The following is a 16,249-nucleotide window of genomic DNA, read 5'->3' as shown; positions in this document are numbered from 1 at the left end:
GCTCAGACCGGGCAGGCGGACGAGTCGTGGTGGTCGAATGGCGTGCCGCGAATGCCGACCCGGGCTGCCAGATAGCGGGCCAGGCGGGTGTTGCGGTCCCACATCGGGTCGATGTGGCGGGCTCGCCGGGTCATGCGGGAGCGGGCACCCGGGAGGCGGTCGTCGAGGGCGCGGACGCGGACCTCGGTATTCGCGGCCATGCCGACGAGTCGGGTGAAGGGTCGTAGAGGTACCGAGTGCAGGGGCGTGTCGGCCGTGAGAGTGCGGACCAGAGGCTCGCTGCTGTAGTAGGCGAGGGCACCCAAGAGCGGTGCGGTGGCGGCGATTTGGAGGCGTCCGGTCAGGGTGGAGTCGGTGAACCGGCGGGTCGCGGCACCGGCCATGTTCGCGGTCCACCGTGGGGCCACGCCCGCGGTGGCGACCATGTAGTCGGCCTGTTCCATGCCCTCGGCGGCCGACCGCGGGATGAGCTCCTCGGCCACACCGAAGACGTAGGCGATATAGGACCAGTAGTGCATGACGGCGTCGAGTTGCCGTGTGGTGCAGCGGCGACCGTGCACATGATCGAAGCAGATCGGCGAGATGCCGAAGGTGACGGCCGCGCCCATGGTCGTCGCATTGGAGATGGGATTGCCGTGCTGGGCGAAATGCTCATCGCCCCACGTGCGCCGCAGCATGGCGCGGACCTGGGCGTGCATGAAGCGAACGCGAATCGTGTCGTGGAAGATCGGATTGCTCCGTTCCAGCGCCCGCGGTGCGGTGACACTGCGGAACCAGACCGAGGATTCGAGGCCGCGACGGTACGGATCCTTGACGAAGCGCCCCGTCTGCCCCACGGCGGACGCGACTTCCGCGCCGACGAAGGTCCCCATGAAGTCCTGGACCCCCATCGCCATCTTCCCGGCGAGAGACACGTTGATCCAGCGCTGGCGGCCGTATTCCCACAGGTCGGGGTCGTACCAGTCCGGCGGATTGTCCAGGCGGGCGAAGAGATCCACCAGCTCCGGCAGTGGATCGTCGAGACTGTCGATCCCGTGCGCGAGGGCCTGGTTCAGCATGCGGCGACCGCCCGCCGAACCGAGCCGACCGAAGGCGGCGACCAAGGCGTCCATCGGCTCGTCACCCTGCCAGAGGTGGTCGGCCATGAGCCGTGTGCGCGGGGTGTCGACCGGCTCGCGGCGGACGTCGATCCACGGTCCCAGCATGGCTTTTCGCGGTGCGAACCACAGGTCCGAGGGCACGGCGCGAGGCGGTGGCGGGCGCAGCGGCAGGCCGGGGCGGTAGTAGTAGTCGTAAGGGTGCGTGCCGGTTTCGAGTCCGTGGGTCATGGCGTCAAAAACCTGTCAGCTGGCGGAATCTGGTGAGGGAGTCGGTGCCGCGGTCGGCGTGGACCGGGCAGTAGTGTTTGCCCTCCGCACGGTGTTCGGGTGCGGGCCACAGCATTTCGGGTGCCTCGGGTGGGGCCAGCCAGGCCGGGCGTTTCCCGGCGACGCGACGGCGAGCGGCGTGAATGCGCGGGAAGAAGTATTTGAGGGCGTCCGGCGTGACCGCGTTCATGGCCGACAGGGTGCGGCAGAGGCGTTCGAAGCGGCGCTGATCGCGCGCCGACCACGCGAAACCCATGGTGGCGCGGATTTCCGGATCGCACAGGCCGATGGTGACGAACTTGTAGAAGTGCGCGCCGGCAGGGCGAAGCAGATACTCCCACAAGGGTTCCGGCAGTCTGCGCACGATCGGGAACGGCGGCACCGGCACGGTGTCGACCAGGCGGAAGACATCCCGGGCCGCCCGGGTGGCTTCCAGGGTGTCGCGGCACATGGTGCGCCAATACACCTGGAACTCGGGCCAACTGGTCGGCACCACCCGCATGCTCATGCCGTAGAGCTCGTACCACCGGTAGTGCTCGCGCCAGAGTTGTTCGCGCTCGGCCTCGCTCAGGCCACCCATGAACAGGTCGGCGGCGCGCAGGTTCTGCACGAAGAACACGGCGTGCGCCCAGTAGAAGGTGCCGGGGTCGAGCGCGTGATACCGGCGGCCCTGCCCGTCGACGCCCTTGATATCGCGGTGGTACCCGACGATCTCGCGTGCGGTCCGTTCGGCGCGATCACCGTCGAAGACCACGCCGTAGATGGGATACAGCGACCGCAGAATCCGCTGATAGAACTCGTCCTGGATCTCGGAATGGAATTCCACGCCCGCACCCAGCCCCGGATGCATGTTCTGCACCATGCCGACGAACAGGGCACTGGGCAGGAAGTACAGCGAGCCGAACGTCTTCCAGGTCAACGAGTCCGGCCCGAGCGGCACCGGATCCTGCCGGGGATGGCGCGCCATTGCGCTCTGTGACACCATGTTTCCACGCTGACACGAATAAATGCTCGCATTCAATTCGCATTCCGAATCTGCCCCGAAACGCCATGACATCGAAACGCCGCACCCCGAAGACACCCGCGACGCCCCCGCGCCGGACCCCGCAGCAGGATCGCTCGCGCGCCATGGTGGCCCGGATCGTCGACGCCGGACAGCAGGTGCTGATCACCCACGGCTACGACGGGGCCTCCACCAATCGCATTGCCGCGGCGGCGAATATCAGCCCCGGGTCGCTGTACCAGTACTTCCCGAACAAGGACGCCGTGGTAGCCGCGGTGATCGAACGCTACACCCGCGATGTCGCCGACCGCGTCCGCGCGCGTGTCCTGTCGAATATCGGCAAGCCGCCGGAAGTGTCTGTGCCCGAAACCATCTCGTACCTGATGGACGCCCTGGGCAACGACCGTGAACTACTGCGCGCCGTCGTCGAACAAACACCCCGACTCGCCGCCGACGGCCCGGTGGTGGCCTTCGAACAACAGATCGGCGAGCTGTCCCGAGTCGCCCTGTCGATGGGCCACTACCCCATCCCCGACGACATCGATGCCGACTCCGCCGCCTGGATGCTGGTCCGCGCCGTCGAACACCTCACCATCCGCTACCTGCTCGACGCCCCACCCATCCCCCGCGACCGCTTCCTCGCCGACCTCACCCGCCTGATCCTCAACTTCTTCCGCGAACCACGACCGCGAGCCGAACGCGAGTAATCCGACCGAACGGTCAATCGCGCAGCCGTGGTGGGCCAACCACCCGCCGCGATCTCACACGGTCGCTCCCCGCCGAGCCCTACGGCTCGACCATGGTCCGCGACCACTCGGATCGCACATCGCGGTACGACAAACGATCGCCACGGGCCGCGGGTTCGCGGAAGGTCAACCGCGGGTTGTGGACTCGGCGGTGGGGCGGGTGGCGGGGAGGGCGAGAAGGAGGTCGACGGCGCGGGCGGCGCTTTGGGCCGCGCTCTCCATGGTGGCCGACCAGTCGGTTCGGGTCCAATCTCCGGCCAGGACGAGGGTGGGGACGGAGGTCTGCTGGCTGGGGCGCAAGCGCTCGGTGCCGACCACCTGGGAGAAGGTCGCGCGCGGCATCGGAACCACCTGGGCGTGGAGGACTTTCGCGTCGCGGGCTTCGGGGTAGTACCGGCGCAGCAAGGACATCTGTTCGTCGACGACCTCGTGATGTGGTTTGTGTATCTGTTCGTACGCGCCGCTGGTGGTCAGGCAGTAGAGCCAGCCGTTGAGGGTGCCGCGGCCGTGCATGCGTTGGCGGTCGAAGACCTCGTCGATGACGCCCGCGCCGCCGATGAGCGCTTCCATGGCGGCCCGCGTGCCGAGGGGGCGGTCCAGGTAGAGGTTGGTGCTGACGATCGGTGTGTAGCCGAGTTTGTCGGCGGCGGAATAGATTTCGTCGTGCTCGGGGAGCTCGTCGAGCAGTCCGCCGATATACGAGTTGGGTACCGCGCAGACGACCGCGTCGGCCGGTTCGACGTCGCCGTCGGCGAGGACCACACCGGTGACCGCGCCCTCCTCGATGCGGATGCGCCGGGCCACCGCGCGATACTTCACCTCGACGCCGTGCCGCTCGAAGACGCGTTCGGCTCCCGAGACGAACAGCGTGTCCAGATCCGTGGTCGGATAGCCGATCGTCACCGGCCGGAAGTGCTTGACGCCCAACCGGATTCCCGTGGCCATGACGTCGGCGAACACCTTCGCCGACTCCTGCCGCACCGGCTCGGCCGCGATGCCGAGTGCCAGCCAGTCCCACAGCGCCTCCCGCGCGGTGTCGGGCATGCCGACCCGGCGCAGCCACTGGTCGGTGGTGAGGTCGGCGAGATCGCCCGGCTGTCGCAGGCACTGCCAGCCCAGCCGCAGGGTGGCGGTGGCCGCGCGCACGCGGTCGCCGACGCTCGCGTCCGGGTGCGCGCCGAACAGCGCGCGCACGGCGGGAAATCCCTTGGTGCCCATGGTGACCACGCGTCCACCCGGCCAGCGCAGCACCCCGCGCTGCGGGAACGTCACGTACTGGCGCGTCCCGACGCTGGTCAGATACCGGAACAAATGGTCGTATCCGCTCGCGATCACATGCTGCCCGTTGTCGGGAATGTCGCGCAGCGAGGGCACTTCCAGCGCATGCGTCCGCCCGCCCAACCGCCCCCGCCGCTCCAAGAGCGTGACCCGCTTTCCGGCCTCGGCCAGCCAGACCGCGGACGCCAGGCCCGCCAATCCCCCGCCGATCACCACATATCGTCGCGGATCATCCATCGCGCACTCCCTCGAGCCGATCAGCGTCAGTCCACGCACCTAGCAAGCTACGCCGCGGCGCTTTGTCGCAGGAGCGAATTCCCTTACCTCACACAGGGAATGCCGCCGGTGTCCATTTGCGAGAGGTCGGTGGCGGCCGGGGCATTGGTTCCGGAGGCGGTGGCCGAGACGGGTGCGGGTGGGGTGGTCGAGGTGGTAGGTGTCGTACTGCGGGTGGCCGAGGTGCTCGGATCGGCTTGGTCGGCCACCAGATTGGCGATCGGTCCGGTGTTGGCGTCGGCACCCAGGGTGAGCTGGATGGTCTGTTCCTCCACCGCGGGCGAGGCAACGGCGGTGAGTCCGAGTTGGGCGGCCAGCGCATTGGCGGCGGCGTCCGCGCCGGTGCCGTAGGTGAGGGTCGTGGTGTCGCGGGCGCTGCCGGTGGAGGCCGTGCCGCGGGTGAATCCGCGGGTGACGAGGGCTTCCTGGACCCTGGCCGCGAAACCGGTCTGGCCGGAACTGTTGACCACATTGAGCACGACGCCGGTGGCGGCGGGGATGCCCGTCGTGGTGGTGGGCGCGGGTGTGGTGGTCGTGGCCGCCGCGGTGTCACCGGGCGAGAGCAGGTTCTTCACGATTCCCCGGATCTCGTCGGTATCAACGATATTGATCGATTCCCCGGCGTCATCGGTCCCGAAGTCCTTGACCGGCAAGGTGTACAGCGAGACCCCGTCATTGAACAGCGCCGATGCCCGCTGCGCGAACGACACCGGGTCCAGATTCTTGTCGATGGCGGTGTTCTGCTTGGCGATGTCCAGCAGATTGCGCAGCTTGCTCGGACTGCTGAGTGTTCCGCTGTCCTGCAATTGCCGCAGCAGCGACACGATGAACGCCTGCTGACGCCGTGTCCGATCGAGGTCGGTGAACAGCGGCTGATCCGGGTCGCGCCGTTGCCGCACGAAGGCCATGGCCTGCGAGGCGTCGATCTGCTGCTTGCCCTTCTTGAAATTGGCCCCGGAATAGCTGTCGGAGGTGTCCTCATTGAGGCACACCGTAATCGGCTGCACCGCCTGCGCGATCTGGAAGAACGCGGCCAGCGTCACCTCGACGAAGTGGTCGACCGGCACATTGCCCAAGAACTTGCTGACGGTATTGCTCTCGGCCAACCGCCCCGCATCCCGCGACCGCTGATCCAACTCCAGCGCATCCTTCACCCCCGCCGCCTGCAACTTGTCCTTGGCCCGCGCATACGCGAACCCGTACGCCTGCTTGATCTTCCCCTTGCACGGCGAGCTGGCACACGCCGCCGGATCGAGCGTCACATAATCATCCCGCGGAATCGAAATAGCGGTCGACTTCGACCCATCCCCCGGAATATGCACCAAAATCAGCACATTCGAGTTGAACCCACCCTCACTGTCATCCCCCGCATGCAACGCGTCATACATCTCCTGCGGCAACGGATTCCCATGCTCATCCAGCCGACTGTCCAACCCCATGATCAAAATATTCTGCGTCTTCCCCGAAGACTTCGGCCCCTCCGGACTAACCCCCGACACCGTCAACCCATTCAACTCCCGGTGATACTGCCGCCACCCCGCCCCCGTCCCCACCAAAACCCCCACCGCCACCAACACCATCACCACCCGCCCGGCCATCACGGCCCGCCGCCCCCGTGATGGGCCACGAGGGCGACGGACTGTGGGCGGGCGGGCTCTGGATCTGGGCGATTCCGGGCGCAGCGGCACCGTCTCCGGGTCGAACGCGCCCGAATGTCTACCCCGACGATCGCGAGCGTGCGTCATGCCTTCCGAGACTAGCGCGTCCCGGGGGCAGCCGTTTTCGTGTGTTTGCGGGAGAGCAAGGGGTAGCCGGCGCAGACCAGGATGCCCCAGACGACGCCCACTACCAGGGCGCTGCGGCCGTCTTCGGTGAAGAAGAGCAGGACCACGACCAGGGCGAGGAAGGCGAGTGCCAGGGCCGTGGTGTACGGCGCGCCCGGGAGGCGGTAGTCGCTGGCGGGCAATGTTCCTCGGGAGACGCGGAGGCGGTAGAGGAGGTGGCAGACCAGGATCATGCCCCAGACGAAGATGATGCCCATGGTGCTGACCGAGGTGATGTAGCCGAAGGCCTTGTCGGGGGAGAAATAGTTGACCGCTACGCCGATGACCATGACCGCGGCGGAGACCGCGATGCCCGCGGCGGGGACCGAGCGGTTGCTCAAGGAGCCCAGACCGGCCGGGGCTTCCTCACGCTGGGAGAGGCTGCGGAGCATGCGGCCGGTGGAGTAGATGCCGGAGTTGCAGGAGGACAGGGCGGCGGTCAGGAGGACGAAGTTGATGATGCCCGCCGCGCCGGGGATGCCGATCTGCTCGAAGACCTCCACGAACGGGCTGCGGCCCGCGTGGAAGGTGCGCCAGCTCGACACCGACATGATGACGATGAGCGCGCCGACGTAGAACAGGCCGATGCGGAACGGCAGCGTGTTGATGGCCTTGCGCAGGGTGCGCTTCGGGTCGCGCGCCTCACCGGCGGTGACGCCCACCAATTCCACACCGACATAGGCGAACACGACGATCTGCAGCGCCAGCATCGCCTGCCCGACCCCGTTGGGGAAGACACCCCCGTCGTTCCACAGGTTGGTCACGGTCGGGTTGGCGGCGTGGCCGAAGTGGAAGATCAGCACGCCGAGGCCGATCACGATCATGGCCAGGATGGCGGTCACCTTGATGGCGGAGAACCAGAATTCGCCCTCGCCGAACAGCCGCACCGACACCAGATTCGCGATGAACATGATGCCGAGCACCACCAGTGCGGTCACCCACTGCGGGATGTCGAACCAGTACTGCACGTACTTGCCCGCCACGGTGATCTCGGCCATGCAGGTGGCGACCCAGACCGCCCAATACGTCCAGCCGGTGGCGAATCCCGCGAAGCGGCCCAGGAACTCGTTCGCGTATTCGGCGAAGCTGCCGGTGACCGGGCGATAGGTGAGCAGTTCGCCCAGCGCCCGCATGATCACGAAGATGGCCAGGCCCGCGGCCAGATAGCAGAGGATGAGCGCCGGTCCGGCCTTCTCGATCGCGCCGCCCGCGCCGTAGAACAGGCCGGTGCCGATCGCGCCGCCGATGGCGATCATCTGAATCGTGCGCGGCGACAGGCCACGCGAGTATCCCTCGTCCTGGGTGGTTGCGGCCCCGGTGTCCGGTAGCTGCTGCCTTTCTGAGGCTGTCAAATGCGGTTCCTCTCACGTGCGTGCGACCGGAACTCGCCGTTGGTGAGGCGAGCGCCCGGCCGCACCGAGCTAGCCGACGGATTGCCGTGCTCGGTCCAACGGCGTGTCACGCTACCGGAGTGGTATCGCGTGTCACAGTCACCCGCGCGCGTGGCGTAACTCCGTGGCCGATGCGCCAGCGCCTCAGCCCGCTTCGTCGATCAGTTCCAGACCGGTGACGACCTCGGCCTCGATGCGAATCACATGGTCCATCGGCAGATTGATCCACGGGTCGAGCAGCGTCTCGTACCGCTGCACCTGTTCGGGATCCATGACCACCCGCGCCACCCCGGTGACGATGACGCTCCACCCCTGTCGGGTGTGCTCGTCGAAGGAGTCCGCCTCGTAGGCCACCACCTGGCCGTCACCCCGCAACAGGCTTGCGCCCAGGTGCGCACGCACCACCACGACGTCCTCTTCGACAATGTGGTTGACGGGCCTGATGATCGGAAGTCCGCGGCGCGAGTACACAATTCGACCGTATTGCGCGCTGGCCAGCCGTTTCAGTGAATCGGCAGCCGAGAGCTCGCGCAGCCTTCGTGCCCCAACGCCGCCCATTCCTCCGATTGTGGTCCAAAGTTGAAGAATTCGCCAATTGCCTTGTCGCATCTCATGGTTCACTCCCAGCATCAGCGCCGCGGCGGCACCTCGACCAGGGCGGGCGGCTTGTCGGTGCGCAGCCCCTTCCAGCTGGGCATGCGCAGCCGCTCGCCGGAGAATTCGCGGTATTCGACGTCGCCGACCAGGATGGGATCCACCCAGTGCCAGCCGCCCGCACCGGCTTCCGGCGGGGGCGACTCGAAAGGGCTTGCGGAGACGGTGATCTCGTCCAGCACCCCGCGCAGGACACGCCGCGCCGCCTGCGTGAATCCGGTTCCGACATTGCCGATGTAGACCAGTTGCCCGGTTTCGTCGTGCGCACCCATCACCAGCGATCCGAAGGTCGCCCCGAACGCCCCGGCACCCGGCGTCCAACCCGCCACCACGACTTCGGTGTTCTGCCGCAGCGGCGTCTTGATCCAGGCCGGTGAACGCCGCCCCGGCAGATACACCGAATCCGCGCGCTTCGAAACGACCCCTTCGATCCGATGCTCGCGCGCCACTTCCAGCAATGCGCTCGCATCCACGTCGACCCAATACGGTGGCACCGAAATCGGCGGCGGCAGTGCCACTTCCGCGAGTCGCTCGCGTCGTTCGAGGTAGGTCTCCCCCATCACATCGACCCCACCGACCCGCAGCAGATCGAAGACGAAGAACTGCACCGGCACCTCGGCCACCAATTGCTCCCCCGGCCGCGCCACGTGCATCCGCCGCTGCAACAGTCCGAACGACGGCGCGCCATCCCGATCCGCCGCGATGATCTCCCCGTCCAGTATCAGAGATCCCTTGTCGGACACCCCCTTCAGCGCCCCGACGACCTCCGGATACGCCGCACTCACGTCGTTCCCATTGCGGCTGAGCAAGGTGCACGCCCCCGCCTCGCAGACCGCGATGATCCGCACCCCGTCCCATTTCATCTCCACCGCCCACCCCGGCCCGTCCGGCGGCGCGCCCCCGGTCGCCAGCATGGGCGACGGGCCACGGCGCACGGGCGCGGCCACCGACGGCTACCCGAGCCGACAATCCGGCAATAGGGACATGCCGCAAAGTTTGCTAGCAGATTGCGACATCCTTGCCCGCGGCACGCCGACGACCACCGCGGTCGTTATCGATTCCCGATGGCGGGACCTCGACAGAGGTCCCCGCCATCCCCGCATCACACCCCTCGGGCTCGGCCCCTAGCCCTCCCGGCCGGAGTCCGATGCATTCGGTGATACGGGCCGCCACACCGTTCCCGCCTCCCTGCGGCATCCGGTGTGCGGCTGATGCCCGCGGATTGCCGGGGGCACCGGAAAAGTAGAAATCGAGCGTTTGTACACTGTCAAGGCTCGCGGGCCCGCCGATCTGGCTACCACCTCTGAACTGCGTGTTCGCGTCGCATCCCGCATGATCTCCGCCACTTCGCGGCAGCGGTTGCCGACAGGCCCTCACCGGCCGTTGGACAACGCCGAGAAGCAGCCTCGCACACACCGATTCGAGGGGTTGGACCACGCATGCGCACAAGAAGTTCGCAAATGCACTGACACCGAGGAATCATGACCACCCCGATCACCCAGGAATGGATCGACCAGAATCGCGGTCCGCTCCACAAGTTCGTCCGCCGCTACCGCGAGAACAAGGGTCTCACCCAGCGTGCGGTCGCCGAGGCCATGGGCGTCGACGCCAAGCACTACGCCAAGCTGGAGGGCGGCCGGATCGCCTTCCACCCCGATTACCTGGCCTACTGGTGCAAGGCGGTGGACCTGCCCCAGTTCTTCCTGCGCCTCATCCTCGCCAATATCGCCTCCGGCCTCTACGACCCGAATCCGGGCAGTTGGCCGAGCCGCCTCACCGCGATCGACCAGGAACGTCTCGACGCGCTGCCGTATGTGGCCATGCACCTGGGCGTGCCGCGCTTCGACGTGTTGCAGATCAACGACATCGGTGCGCGCACACTGGTCGGTCTGGAAACCCCGGCACCGGACGCGCTGGCCCCGAAGAACCTCTTCGACTGGTTCTTCAACAATCAGTACGCGCGGACCTCGATCGCGAACTGGCAGACCATCGTGGCGCGGCTGCTCTACGGCTTCAAGATCCTGGGTCCGGTGGCGCTGTCCGCCGAGGAGATGCGCGAGGTGCTCGCCCCGTGTGTCGGCCATCCCCAGTTCGCGCGGCTGTGGAATGCCGACTTCACCCAGGAGCAGTTCGACAACACGCTGATCATCCTGAAAAACCCCGACACCCGGAAGTGGGAGAACTACCGAATGTCGGCCTGGAACAGCGTGACTCCGGTCGTACACGGCGAGTTCGTGCTCATGACCCCGACGAGCGAGGGCCCCGAGGATCCGGGCGCCTATGTCGATCCGCTCGCGCCGCCGCCGTCGGAGGCGGCGCTCGGCGCCGGGATCCTTCCCGACGACTGCGCGTTCGGTCCCCAGGACGGAGACCCCGCGGCGTGATGTGAGCCGAACGCGCCGGGGCGGCGGCGAGCCGCAGGACGACGCGCTGTCCCGCGGTTTGGCCGCTCGGCCAGCGGGAATTGCCCAGGCATGTTCACAATCATCGGGCTCATCGCTCTGCTGGGTGCTGTGACCGTGGGGGTGGCCGGCGTACAGGCCAACAGCGGTGACAGCCACAGATTGCCCAGCGGCTTCACCATTTTCGATCACACCTATGGCGGGTCCTCCGGATTGCTGTTCGCCTACGGGATTCTGGTCGGCGCGGTCGGCACGGCGGGGTTCATCCTGCTGCTGGCCGGGCTGTGGACCACCTCCCGGCGTGGCGTGGTGGCGCGGCGCGAGCTGCGGCAGTCACGGCGCGAAATGGCGGCGGCGCGAAAGGAACTCGCGAAACCGGCACCCGAGGCCAAACCCGCGCGTAGCGTGGATGCACCCCGGCAACCGGTGGTTCCCATGGCCAAGACGTCGCAGCAGAAGTTCACGCGACCGAACTGGCCGGTCAACCCGTTCCGGAAGGGCGGGGGCACACCACAGAAAGAATCCGTCGCCAAATAGGACCCCGGTCCTCCAGAGGACACCGCATGCTCGCCGTGCTCGGCCTGGCGCTGCTCGACGCGGGCTGGCTCATCGCCACCCCGGCGCTCACCTCGTTGGGAATCCTGGTGCTGACCGCCGCACTGATCCGGTGGCTGCTGGGCGCACCGGCCCGCTACCTCGCCCACCCGCGCTACTGAGCGCGCCCAGCGCGACAGCGACGCCCGGCGCGACAGCGAGGGCACCCGGCGCGATACCGATGTGCCCGGCGTGATTCCGACCGCGGCCGACCGGGATTCGCCCGGTCGGCTAGCGTCGCTGTCATGACGGTGACGGTGTTGGTTCCGGACGACTACGGTTTCGCGGCGATCTCGCGACTCGAGGGCGCGCGCCCGCTGCGCTACGAGATCGGGCAGCCGCTGCCCGACGGGGCGGACGAGGCGGAGATCCTGGTGCCCGGATTCCTCGCCGGGCGACCCGAACTCGTCGAGTTGGCGCGCTCGCTGCCCAAGCTGCGGCTGGTGCAGCTGCTCACCGCCGGGGCCGAGGCGTGGGTGGGCAAGCTGCCCGACACCATCGCGATCTCCACCGGCCGCGGCGCGCACGGCGCGAGCACCGCGGAGTGGGCGATCACCGGATTGCTCTCGGTCTACCGCGAATTCACCGGTTTCGCGCTGGCCCAGCGCGAGCACCGCTGGACCCAGCACCGCACGGACACCTTGCACGGCAAGCGCATCCTGATCATCGGCGCGGGCGATCTGGCGACCGAACTGCGTCGCATGCTGGAGCCCTTCGACACCACAGTCGAACTGGTCGGTACGCATGCCCGCGAGGGCGTTCACGGCGTCGACGAAATCCCGGACCTGCTCCCGCATTTCGACGCCGTCGTACTCATGGTCCCGGTCACCACGGCCACCGTCGGCATGGTCGACGCCGCCTTCCTGGCCCGCATGGCCGACAACGCCATCCTGGTCAATGCCGCCCGCGGCCCGGTCGTGCGCACCGACGATCTGCTCGCCGAACTCCAATCCGGCCGTCTGCGCGCCATTCTCGACGTCACCGACCCGGAGCCACTGCCCGAGGACCATCCGCTCTGGGATGCGCCGGGCCTGCTGCTGACCCCGCACGTGGGCGGCAGCAGCAATGGCAATCTGCACCGCGGCTGGTCCGTCGCGACGGCCGAGATCGCGCGCTACCTGTCCGGCGAGCCGCCGCGCAATCTCATTCACGGCGAGTACTGATCACCGGCGCTAGAGCGTGTCTTTACCGATCGGTCTATTGATCCCTCGCCATTCACGCTCCCAGCGCGCATAGCGTCTGGCGTCGAACACGGTGCCGGTGAACCACACCGATGCCGCTGCGGCACACCAGGTTTCGACCAGCACCGCCAGCCCGGTCCCGATCCCCTCGGCCGCGGCCGCCCCCGGCCGGGCGGGAGCCAGCGTCGGCTGGCCGTCCTTGACCCACAGCGTCACGGTCGCCCCCGCGGCCTGCGGCCCGGTGACATCCACGGTGGCGGTGGCGCTCTTGCCGTCGATGGTCCATTGCACCGGAGCCTGATACCGGTCCTGATGCCCCGCATAGTGATCGCCGTCCGGCAACCGCACGGCATCGGCGGTCTCGGTGGCCGTCACCTTGGTCTTTCCCGCGTCCTGCGCGGCGATCCGAGCCTGCGCACCCGTATAGCTCACGGTCCCAACGGCCCCCGCGACCGGCACGGCCGCCGCCACCACGACCACCGCCACGGCCCGCAACACCACCTCGGCCCGGTCCGAGACGCGCATCAGCGGATTGGGGTTCCACGGCCGCACCCGCCACAGGCGAGTCGGCAAAGGAGGACGCATCGACACCTGGACCGCCTCTCTCCACGCGTCGTCTCTACCGGCTATATCGGTAGTTGTACCCAGGTTGATACGCCCTGAACCGGGGGAACGTCAAGGTCAGCGCGTTGCGAGTACATTACGCGGCCTCCAGATTCCACTTTTCCTCGCTTTCCGTTGTCGCCGACCGGACCTGATTAGCTCCAGTACCGACCCCTCCAACCCCAACCGACGCTTCGGGCGCGCCCAGATCGACCGTGCGCCCTCAACTTACGGACTCGGTAAACCGAGGGGAAGTCGATCGGTCCACCGTTGCCATCGATTGCACTTGCCTTCCGCGAGCGGCAACGTGCCCAGCGAGGGAGGGGTAGGGACATGAACCTTAGAGAGACGTTCTTCAGTCCGTACGGTTTGCCGTTCGTATGGGGATCGACGGATGCCGAAGTGCGCGAGACGTTTCCGTGTGACACCGAGGTTGGCGACGGCACCCGGACAGACCCGCACCGTGCGATCGATATCGCGGCTCCGCCCCCGGTTGTGTACAGATGGCTGTGCCAGATCAGGGTTGCGCCCTATAGCTATGACCTGCTGAATAATTTGGGACGGCGAAGTCCGCGCACGCTTACACCGGGGTTGGAGGACCTGCGACTGGGCCAGCGATTCATGACGCTGTTCACCTTGGTCAGCTTCGTCTACGACGAACATGTCACGATCCGTGTGAGTCACTGGATCGCGCGACTACTGCTGGGAGACTTGGCGATCAGCTATGTCATTCGCCCGATCGGGTCCGACGGCACCCGGCTCCTCGTGAAATTGACCCTTCCGCGGGCGAGACGGCTCGGCTATGTCCGTCAGTATTTTCTGGGCTGGTTGGACCTGTTCATGATGCGCCGTCAGATGGTGAACATGCGTGATCTCTCCGAGGCTCATCGAGCCATCATGCTGGCTGGCCACGCTCCCGGCCAGGCGGCATCAGCGGCGCGGACCAACGGATGAGAGCCTCGATCGGTTCGCGCAGCTCGGTTCCCCACGGAGTGAGGGCGTAGACGACGGAGTTGCTCTCCGCGGCCAGCCTCCGCTCGACCACGCCCGCGGCCTCGAGGTCGCGGAGCCGGTCGGCGAGCAAATTCGTGGACACGCCGGGAAGCTTATCGAACAGCTCGCCGTACCGGGCGGCAGCGGTGAGGAGCTCGCGGACGATCAGCAGATTCCACCGGTCGCCTACGACATCGAGAGCCCGCGCGAGACCGTCGTCCAGGTCGTAGCTTCGACTCACTTCTACCCCTTGACATCTGGTGACATCTGGGCCACAACGCAGGCCCGATATCCGCGCCAATTCGGCCCCGTCGCCGCGGAATCATCCGCGGCGACGGGAACACTCACATGGGTGCGTCGTTGCTGCGGGTGTTGTAGGTGCCCAGGCCGATCACCGCGGCGACCAGAATGGCGATGCCACTGGCCAGCAATGCTCGATCGAATCCGGACGCCAGCGCGTCGGGCGGGGGCGTACCGACGGACAACAGGTGAGTGGTGCGCGAGGTCGCGACCGTGGTCAATACCGCGAGGCCGAGCGCTCCACCAAGTTGCTGGGAACTGTTCAGCAGCGATGCCGCGAGTCCTGCCTTGTCGGCTGGCACTCCAGCATTGGCCGCGTTCGTGACCGACACCATGACAAAGCCGAGACCGACCGACATCACCATCATGCCGGGCAGCAGGTCGCTCACATACTCGCCGTCGACCGGCAGGCCGGACAGCAGGAACACACCGATGGACGCGACCACCGATCCACCCACGATCAACGGGCGGGTGCCGACCAGCGGAATCAGTTTGGTCGCGGTACCCGCGCCGATTCCGATGCCGAACGTGACCGGCAGATACACAACACCGGTCTTGAGTGGGGAGTATCCGAGCACGTTCTGCATGTAGAGGCTGAGGAAGAAGAACATCGACATGAATCCGGCGATCGCGATCAGCTGGGTGGCGTCCGCGGCCGCGAGACCGCGAATCCGGAAGATCGACAACGGCATCAACGGATTCGGGTGGCGGTACTCGTTCACGACGAACCCGATCAGGAGCAGCGCCGCGCCCGCGAGTCGAAAGATCGTGCTCACCGAGCCCCAGCCCGCATGCGGAGCCTCGACCACTCCGTATACGAGCAGCAACATGCCCCCGGTGCCGAGCACGGCACCCGGCGCGTCGAAGCTCGCGCCCGGCGCACGGTGCCGGTCGTCGGGCAGCAACCGAAAGATCGGGACGAGCAGCAACACGCAGATGATCGGGTTGATCAGCAATACCGAGCGCCAGCCGAACGCGTCGGTCAGCACCCCACCGAGCAGGACGCCGGCCGCCGACGCCAGCCCGATCATGCCGCCCCAGACGCCGAGGGCTCGATGCCGGTCGGGACCCTCCTCGAATGTGGTCGTCACCAGTGACAGCGCCGCGGGCATCATCAGCGCCGCACCGGCGCCCTGGACCAGGCGAGCGCCGACGAGTAATGGCGCGGTGGTGGCGAACCCTCCGACCAGGGAGGCGAGGGCGAACACCACCACGCCGATGAGGAGCACGCGGCGGCGTCCGGTCAGGTCCGCGGCGCGCCCGCCGAGCAACATGAAGCCGCCGTAGGTCAGCAGATAGCCGGTGGCCACCCATTGCAGGCCCTGCTCGGAGAAATCGAGGTGATGCTGGATCGACGGCAGTGCGACATTGACGATCACCGCGTCCATGAAGTCCAGGAAGCCGATCGAGCAGAGCAGCGCGAGAATCAGCTTGCCGCGCATCGTCGAGAGAACAGATGAGTTTTCCACCGCGCGAGTCATGACAAGGTGTCTCCTTTTGAGGTCGATGTATTCCGGCACGAACACCTGAACCCGTGCGTTGGCGTTACTAGGATTGGGGTGGGAAGAAGGACATTCGGTCGAAGGTCAACAGGCTCTCGGCGATCTTGCCGTCTCGAATCGTGAAATGTTCCGCGGC

At 67.0% G+C, this 16,249-nt stretch carries 15 protein-coding genes and 1 pseudogene; 6 read left to right on the top strand and 10 right to left on the bottom strand.

The annotated features are described in order from the left end of the window. Window positions 1–2: 2 nt before the first annotated feature. A complete protein-coding gene (locus VMT65_RS32545; protein WP_326312438.1) occupies window positions 3–1,328 on the bottom strand; it encodes an oxygenase MpaB family protein in 1,326 nt (441 codons plus the stop codon). A gap of 4 nt (window positions 1,329–1,332) precedes the next feature. After that, window positions 1,333–2,352 (bottom strand): oxygenase MpaB family protein, encoded by a 1,020-nt coding sequence (locus tag VMT65_RS32540; protein WP_326312436.1) that lies wholly within the window; start codon window positions 2,350–2,352, stop codon window positions 1,333–1,335. A 65-nt stretch (window positions 2,353–2,417) separates the two neighbouring features. On the opposite strand from VMT65_RS32540, the gene VMT65_RS32535 reads away from it, so the two are divergent. Continuing rightward, window positions 2,418–3,077, top strand: coding sequence for a TetR/AcrR family transcriptional regulator (locus VMT65_RS32535; RefSeq protein ID WP_326312434.1), 660 nt, complete (start codon window positions 2,418–2,420; stop codon window positions 3,075–3,077). A gap of 165 nt (window positions 3,078–3,242) precedes the next feature. Here the strand turns inward: VMT65_RS32535 and hpnE are convergent, their stop codons facing one another. From hpnE to ligD, 5 genes are all read right to left on the bottom strand, one after another. Beyond that, the gene (hpnE, locus tag VMT65_RS32530) at window positions 3,243–4,631 is read right to left on the bottom strand and encodes a hydroxysqualene dehydroxylase HpnE (protein ID WP_326312432.1); all 1,389 of its coding nucleotides are present in this window, start codon (window positions 4,629–4,631) and stop codon (window positions 3,243–3,245) included. Between the two features lie 83 nt (window positions 4,632–4,714). After that, complete coding sequence (locus VMT65_RS32525; RefSeq protein ID WP_326312626.1) at window positions 4,715–6,268, bottom strand: LCP family protein; 1,554 nt, start codon at window positions 6,266–6,268, stop codon at window positions 4,715–4,717. A 158-nt stretch (window positions 6,269–6,426) separates the two neighbouring features. Next, complete coding sequence (locus VMT65_RS32520) at window positions 6,427–7,845, bottom strand: amino acid permease (protein WP_326312430.1); 1,419 nt, start codon at window positions 7,843–7,845, stop codon at window positions 6,427–6,429. 183 nt (window positions 7,846–8,028) lie between these two features. Next, window positions 8,029–8,442, bottom strand: coding sequence for a pyridoxamine 5'-phosphate oxidase family protein (locus VMT65_RS32515; RefSeq protein ID WP_326312429.1), 414 nt, complete (start codon window positions 8,440–8,442; stop codon window positions 8,029–8,031). 71 nt (window positions 8,443–8,513) lie between these two features. Then, window positions 8,514–9,485 (bottom strand): non-homologous end-joining DNA ligase, encoded by a 972-nt coding sequence (gene ligD / locus VMT65_RS32510; RefSeq protein WP_326312427.1) that lies wholly within the window; start codon window positions 9,483–9,485, stop codon window positions 8,514–8,516. A 534-nt stretch (window positions 9,486–10,019) separates the two neighbouring features. Between ligD and VMT65_RS32505 the strand changes: the two genes are divergently transcribed. The 4 genes from VMT65_RS32505 to VMT65_RS32490 all read left to right on the top strand — a co-directional run bounded on the left by VMT65_RS32505 (window position 10,020) and on the right by VMT65_RS32490 (window position 12,697). Further along, on the top strand, window positions 10,020–10,922 hold the full coding sequence (locus VMT65_RS32505) for a helix-turn-helix domain-containing protein (RefSeq protein ID WP_326312425.1): 903 nt from the start codon (window positions 10,020–10,022) through the stop codon (window positions 10,920–10,922). A 90-nt stretch (window positions 10,923–11,012) separates the two neighbouring features. Then, window positions 11,013–11,477 carry a LapA family protein gene (locus tag VMT65_RS32500; RefSeq protein WP_326312424.1) on the top strand — a complete coding sequence of 155 codons (465 nt, stop codon included), beginning with the start codon at window positions 11,013–11,015 and terminating at the stop codon, window positions 11,475–11,477. Window positions 11,478–11,503: 26 nt separating this feature from the next. Then, window positions 11,504–11,656, top strand: a complete 153-nt coding sequence (locus VMT65_RS32495) for a hypothetical protein (RefSeq protein WP_326312423.1) — start codon at window positions 11,504–11,506, stop codon at window positions 11,654–11,656. Between the two features lie 123 nt (window positions 11,657–11,779). Then, window positions 11,780–12,697: a 2-hydroxyacid dehydrogenase gene (locus tag VMT65_RS32490; protein ID WP_326312422.1), complete on the top strand. Its 918-nt coding sequence runs from the start codon at window positions 11,780–11,782 to the stop codon at window positions 12,695–12,697. A gap of 9 nt (window positions 12,698–12,706) precedes the next feature. On the opposite strand, the gene VMT65_RS32485 is transcribed toward VMT65_RS32490, so the two are convergent. Then, the gene (locus VMT65_RS32485; protein ID WP_326312421.1) at window positions 12,707–13,300 is read right to left on the bottom strand and encodes an Rv1733c family protein; all 594 of its coding nucleotides are present in this window, start codon (window positions 13,298–13,300) and stop codon (window positions 12,707–12,709) included. Between the two features lie 351 nt (window positions 13,301–13,651). Between VMT65_RS32485 and VMT65_RS32480 the strand changes: the two genes are divergently transcribed. After that, complete coding sequence (locus VMT65_RS32480) at window positions 13,652–14,272, top strand: hypothetical protein (protein ID WP_326312420.1); 621 nt, start codon at window positions 13,652–13,654, stop codon at window positions 14,270–14,272. Here VMT65_RS32480 and VMT65_RS32475 read toward each other — a convergent pair. Beyond that, window positions 14,232–14,552: pseudogene (locus tag VMT65_RS32475) on the bottom strand (winged helix-turn-helix transcriptional regulator); the annotation flags it as partial. The gene VMT65_RS32480 and the pseudogene VMT65_RS32475 overlap by 41 nt on opposite strands. A gap of 103 nt (window positions 14,553–14,655) precedes the next feature. Further along, window positions 14,656–16,092 (bottom strand): MFS transporter, encoded by a 1,437-nt coding sequence (locus VMT65_RS32470; protein ID WP_326312419.1) that lies wholly within the window; start codon window positions 16,090–16,092, stop codon window positions 14,656–14,658. Window positions 16,093–16,249: the final 157 nt, after the last annotated feature.

The sequence above is a fragment of the Nocardia sp. CDC153 genome, assembly GCF_035818515.1.
GTDB lineage: Bacteria > Actinomycetota > Actinomycetes > Mycobacteriales > Mycobacteriaceae > Nocardia.
Note: the sequence above shows the minus strand (reverse complement) of the source record. Positions and strands in the feature narration are given on the sequence as shown.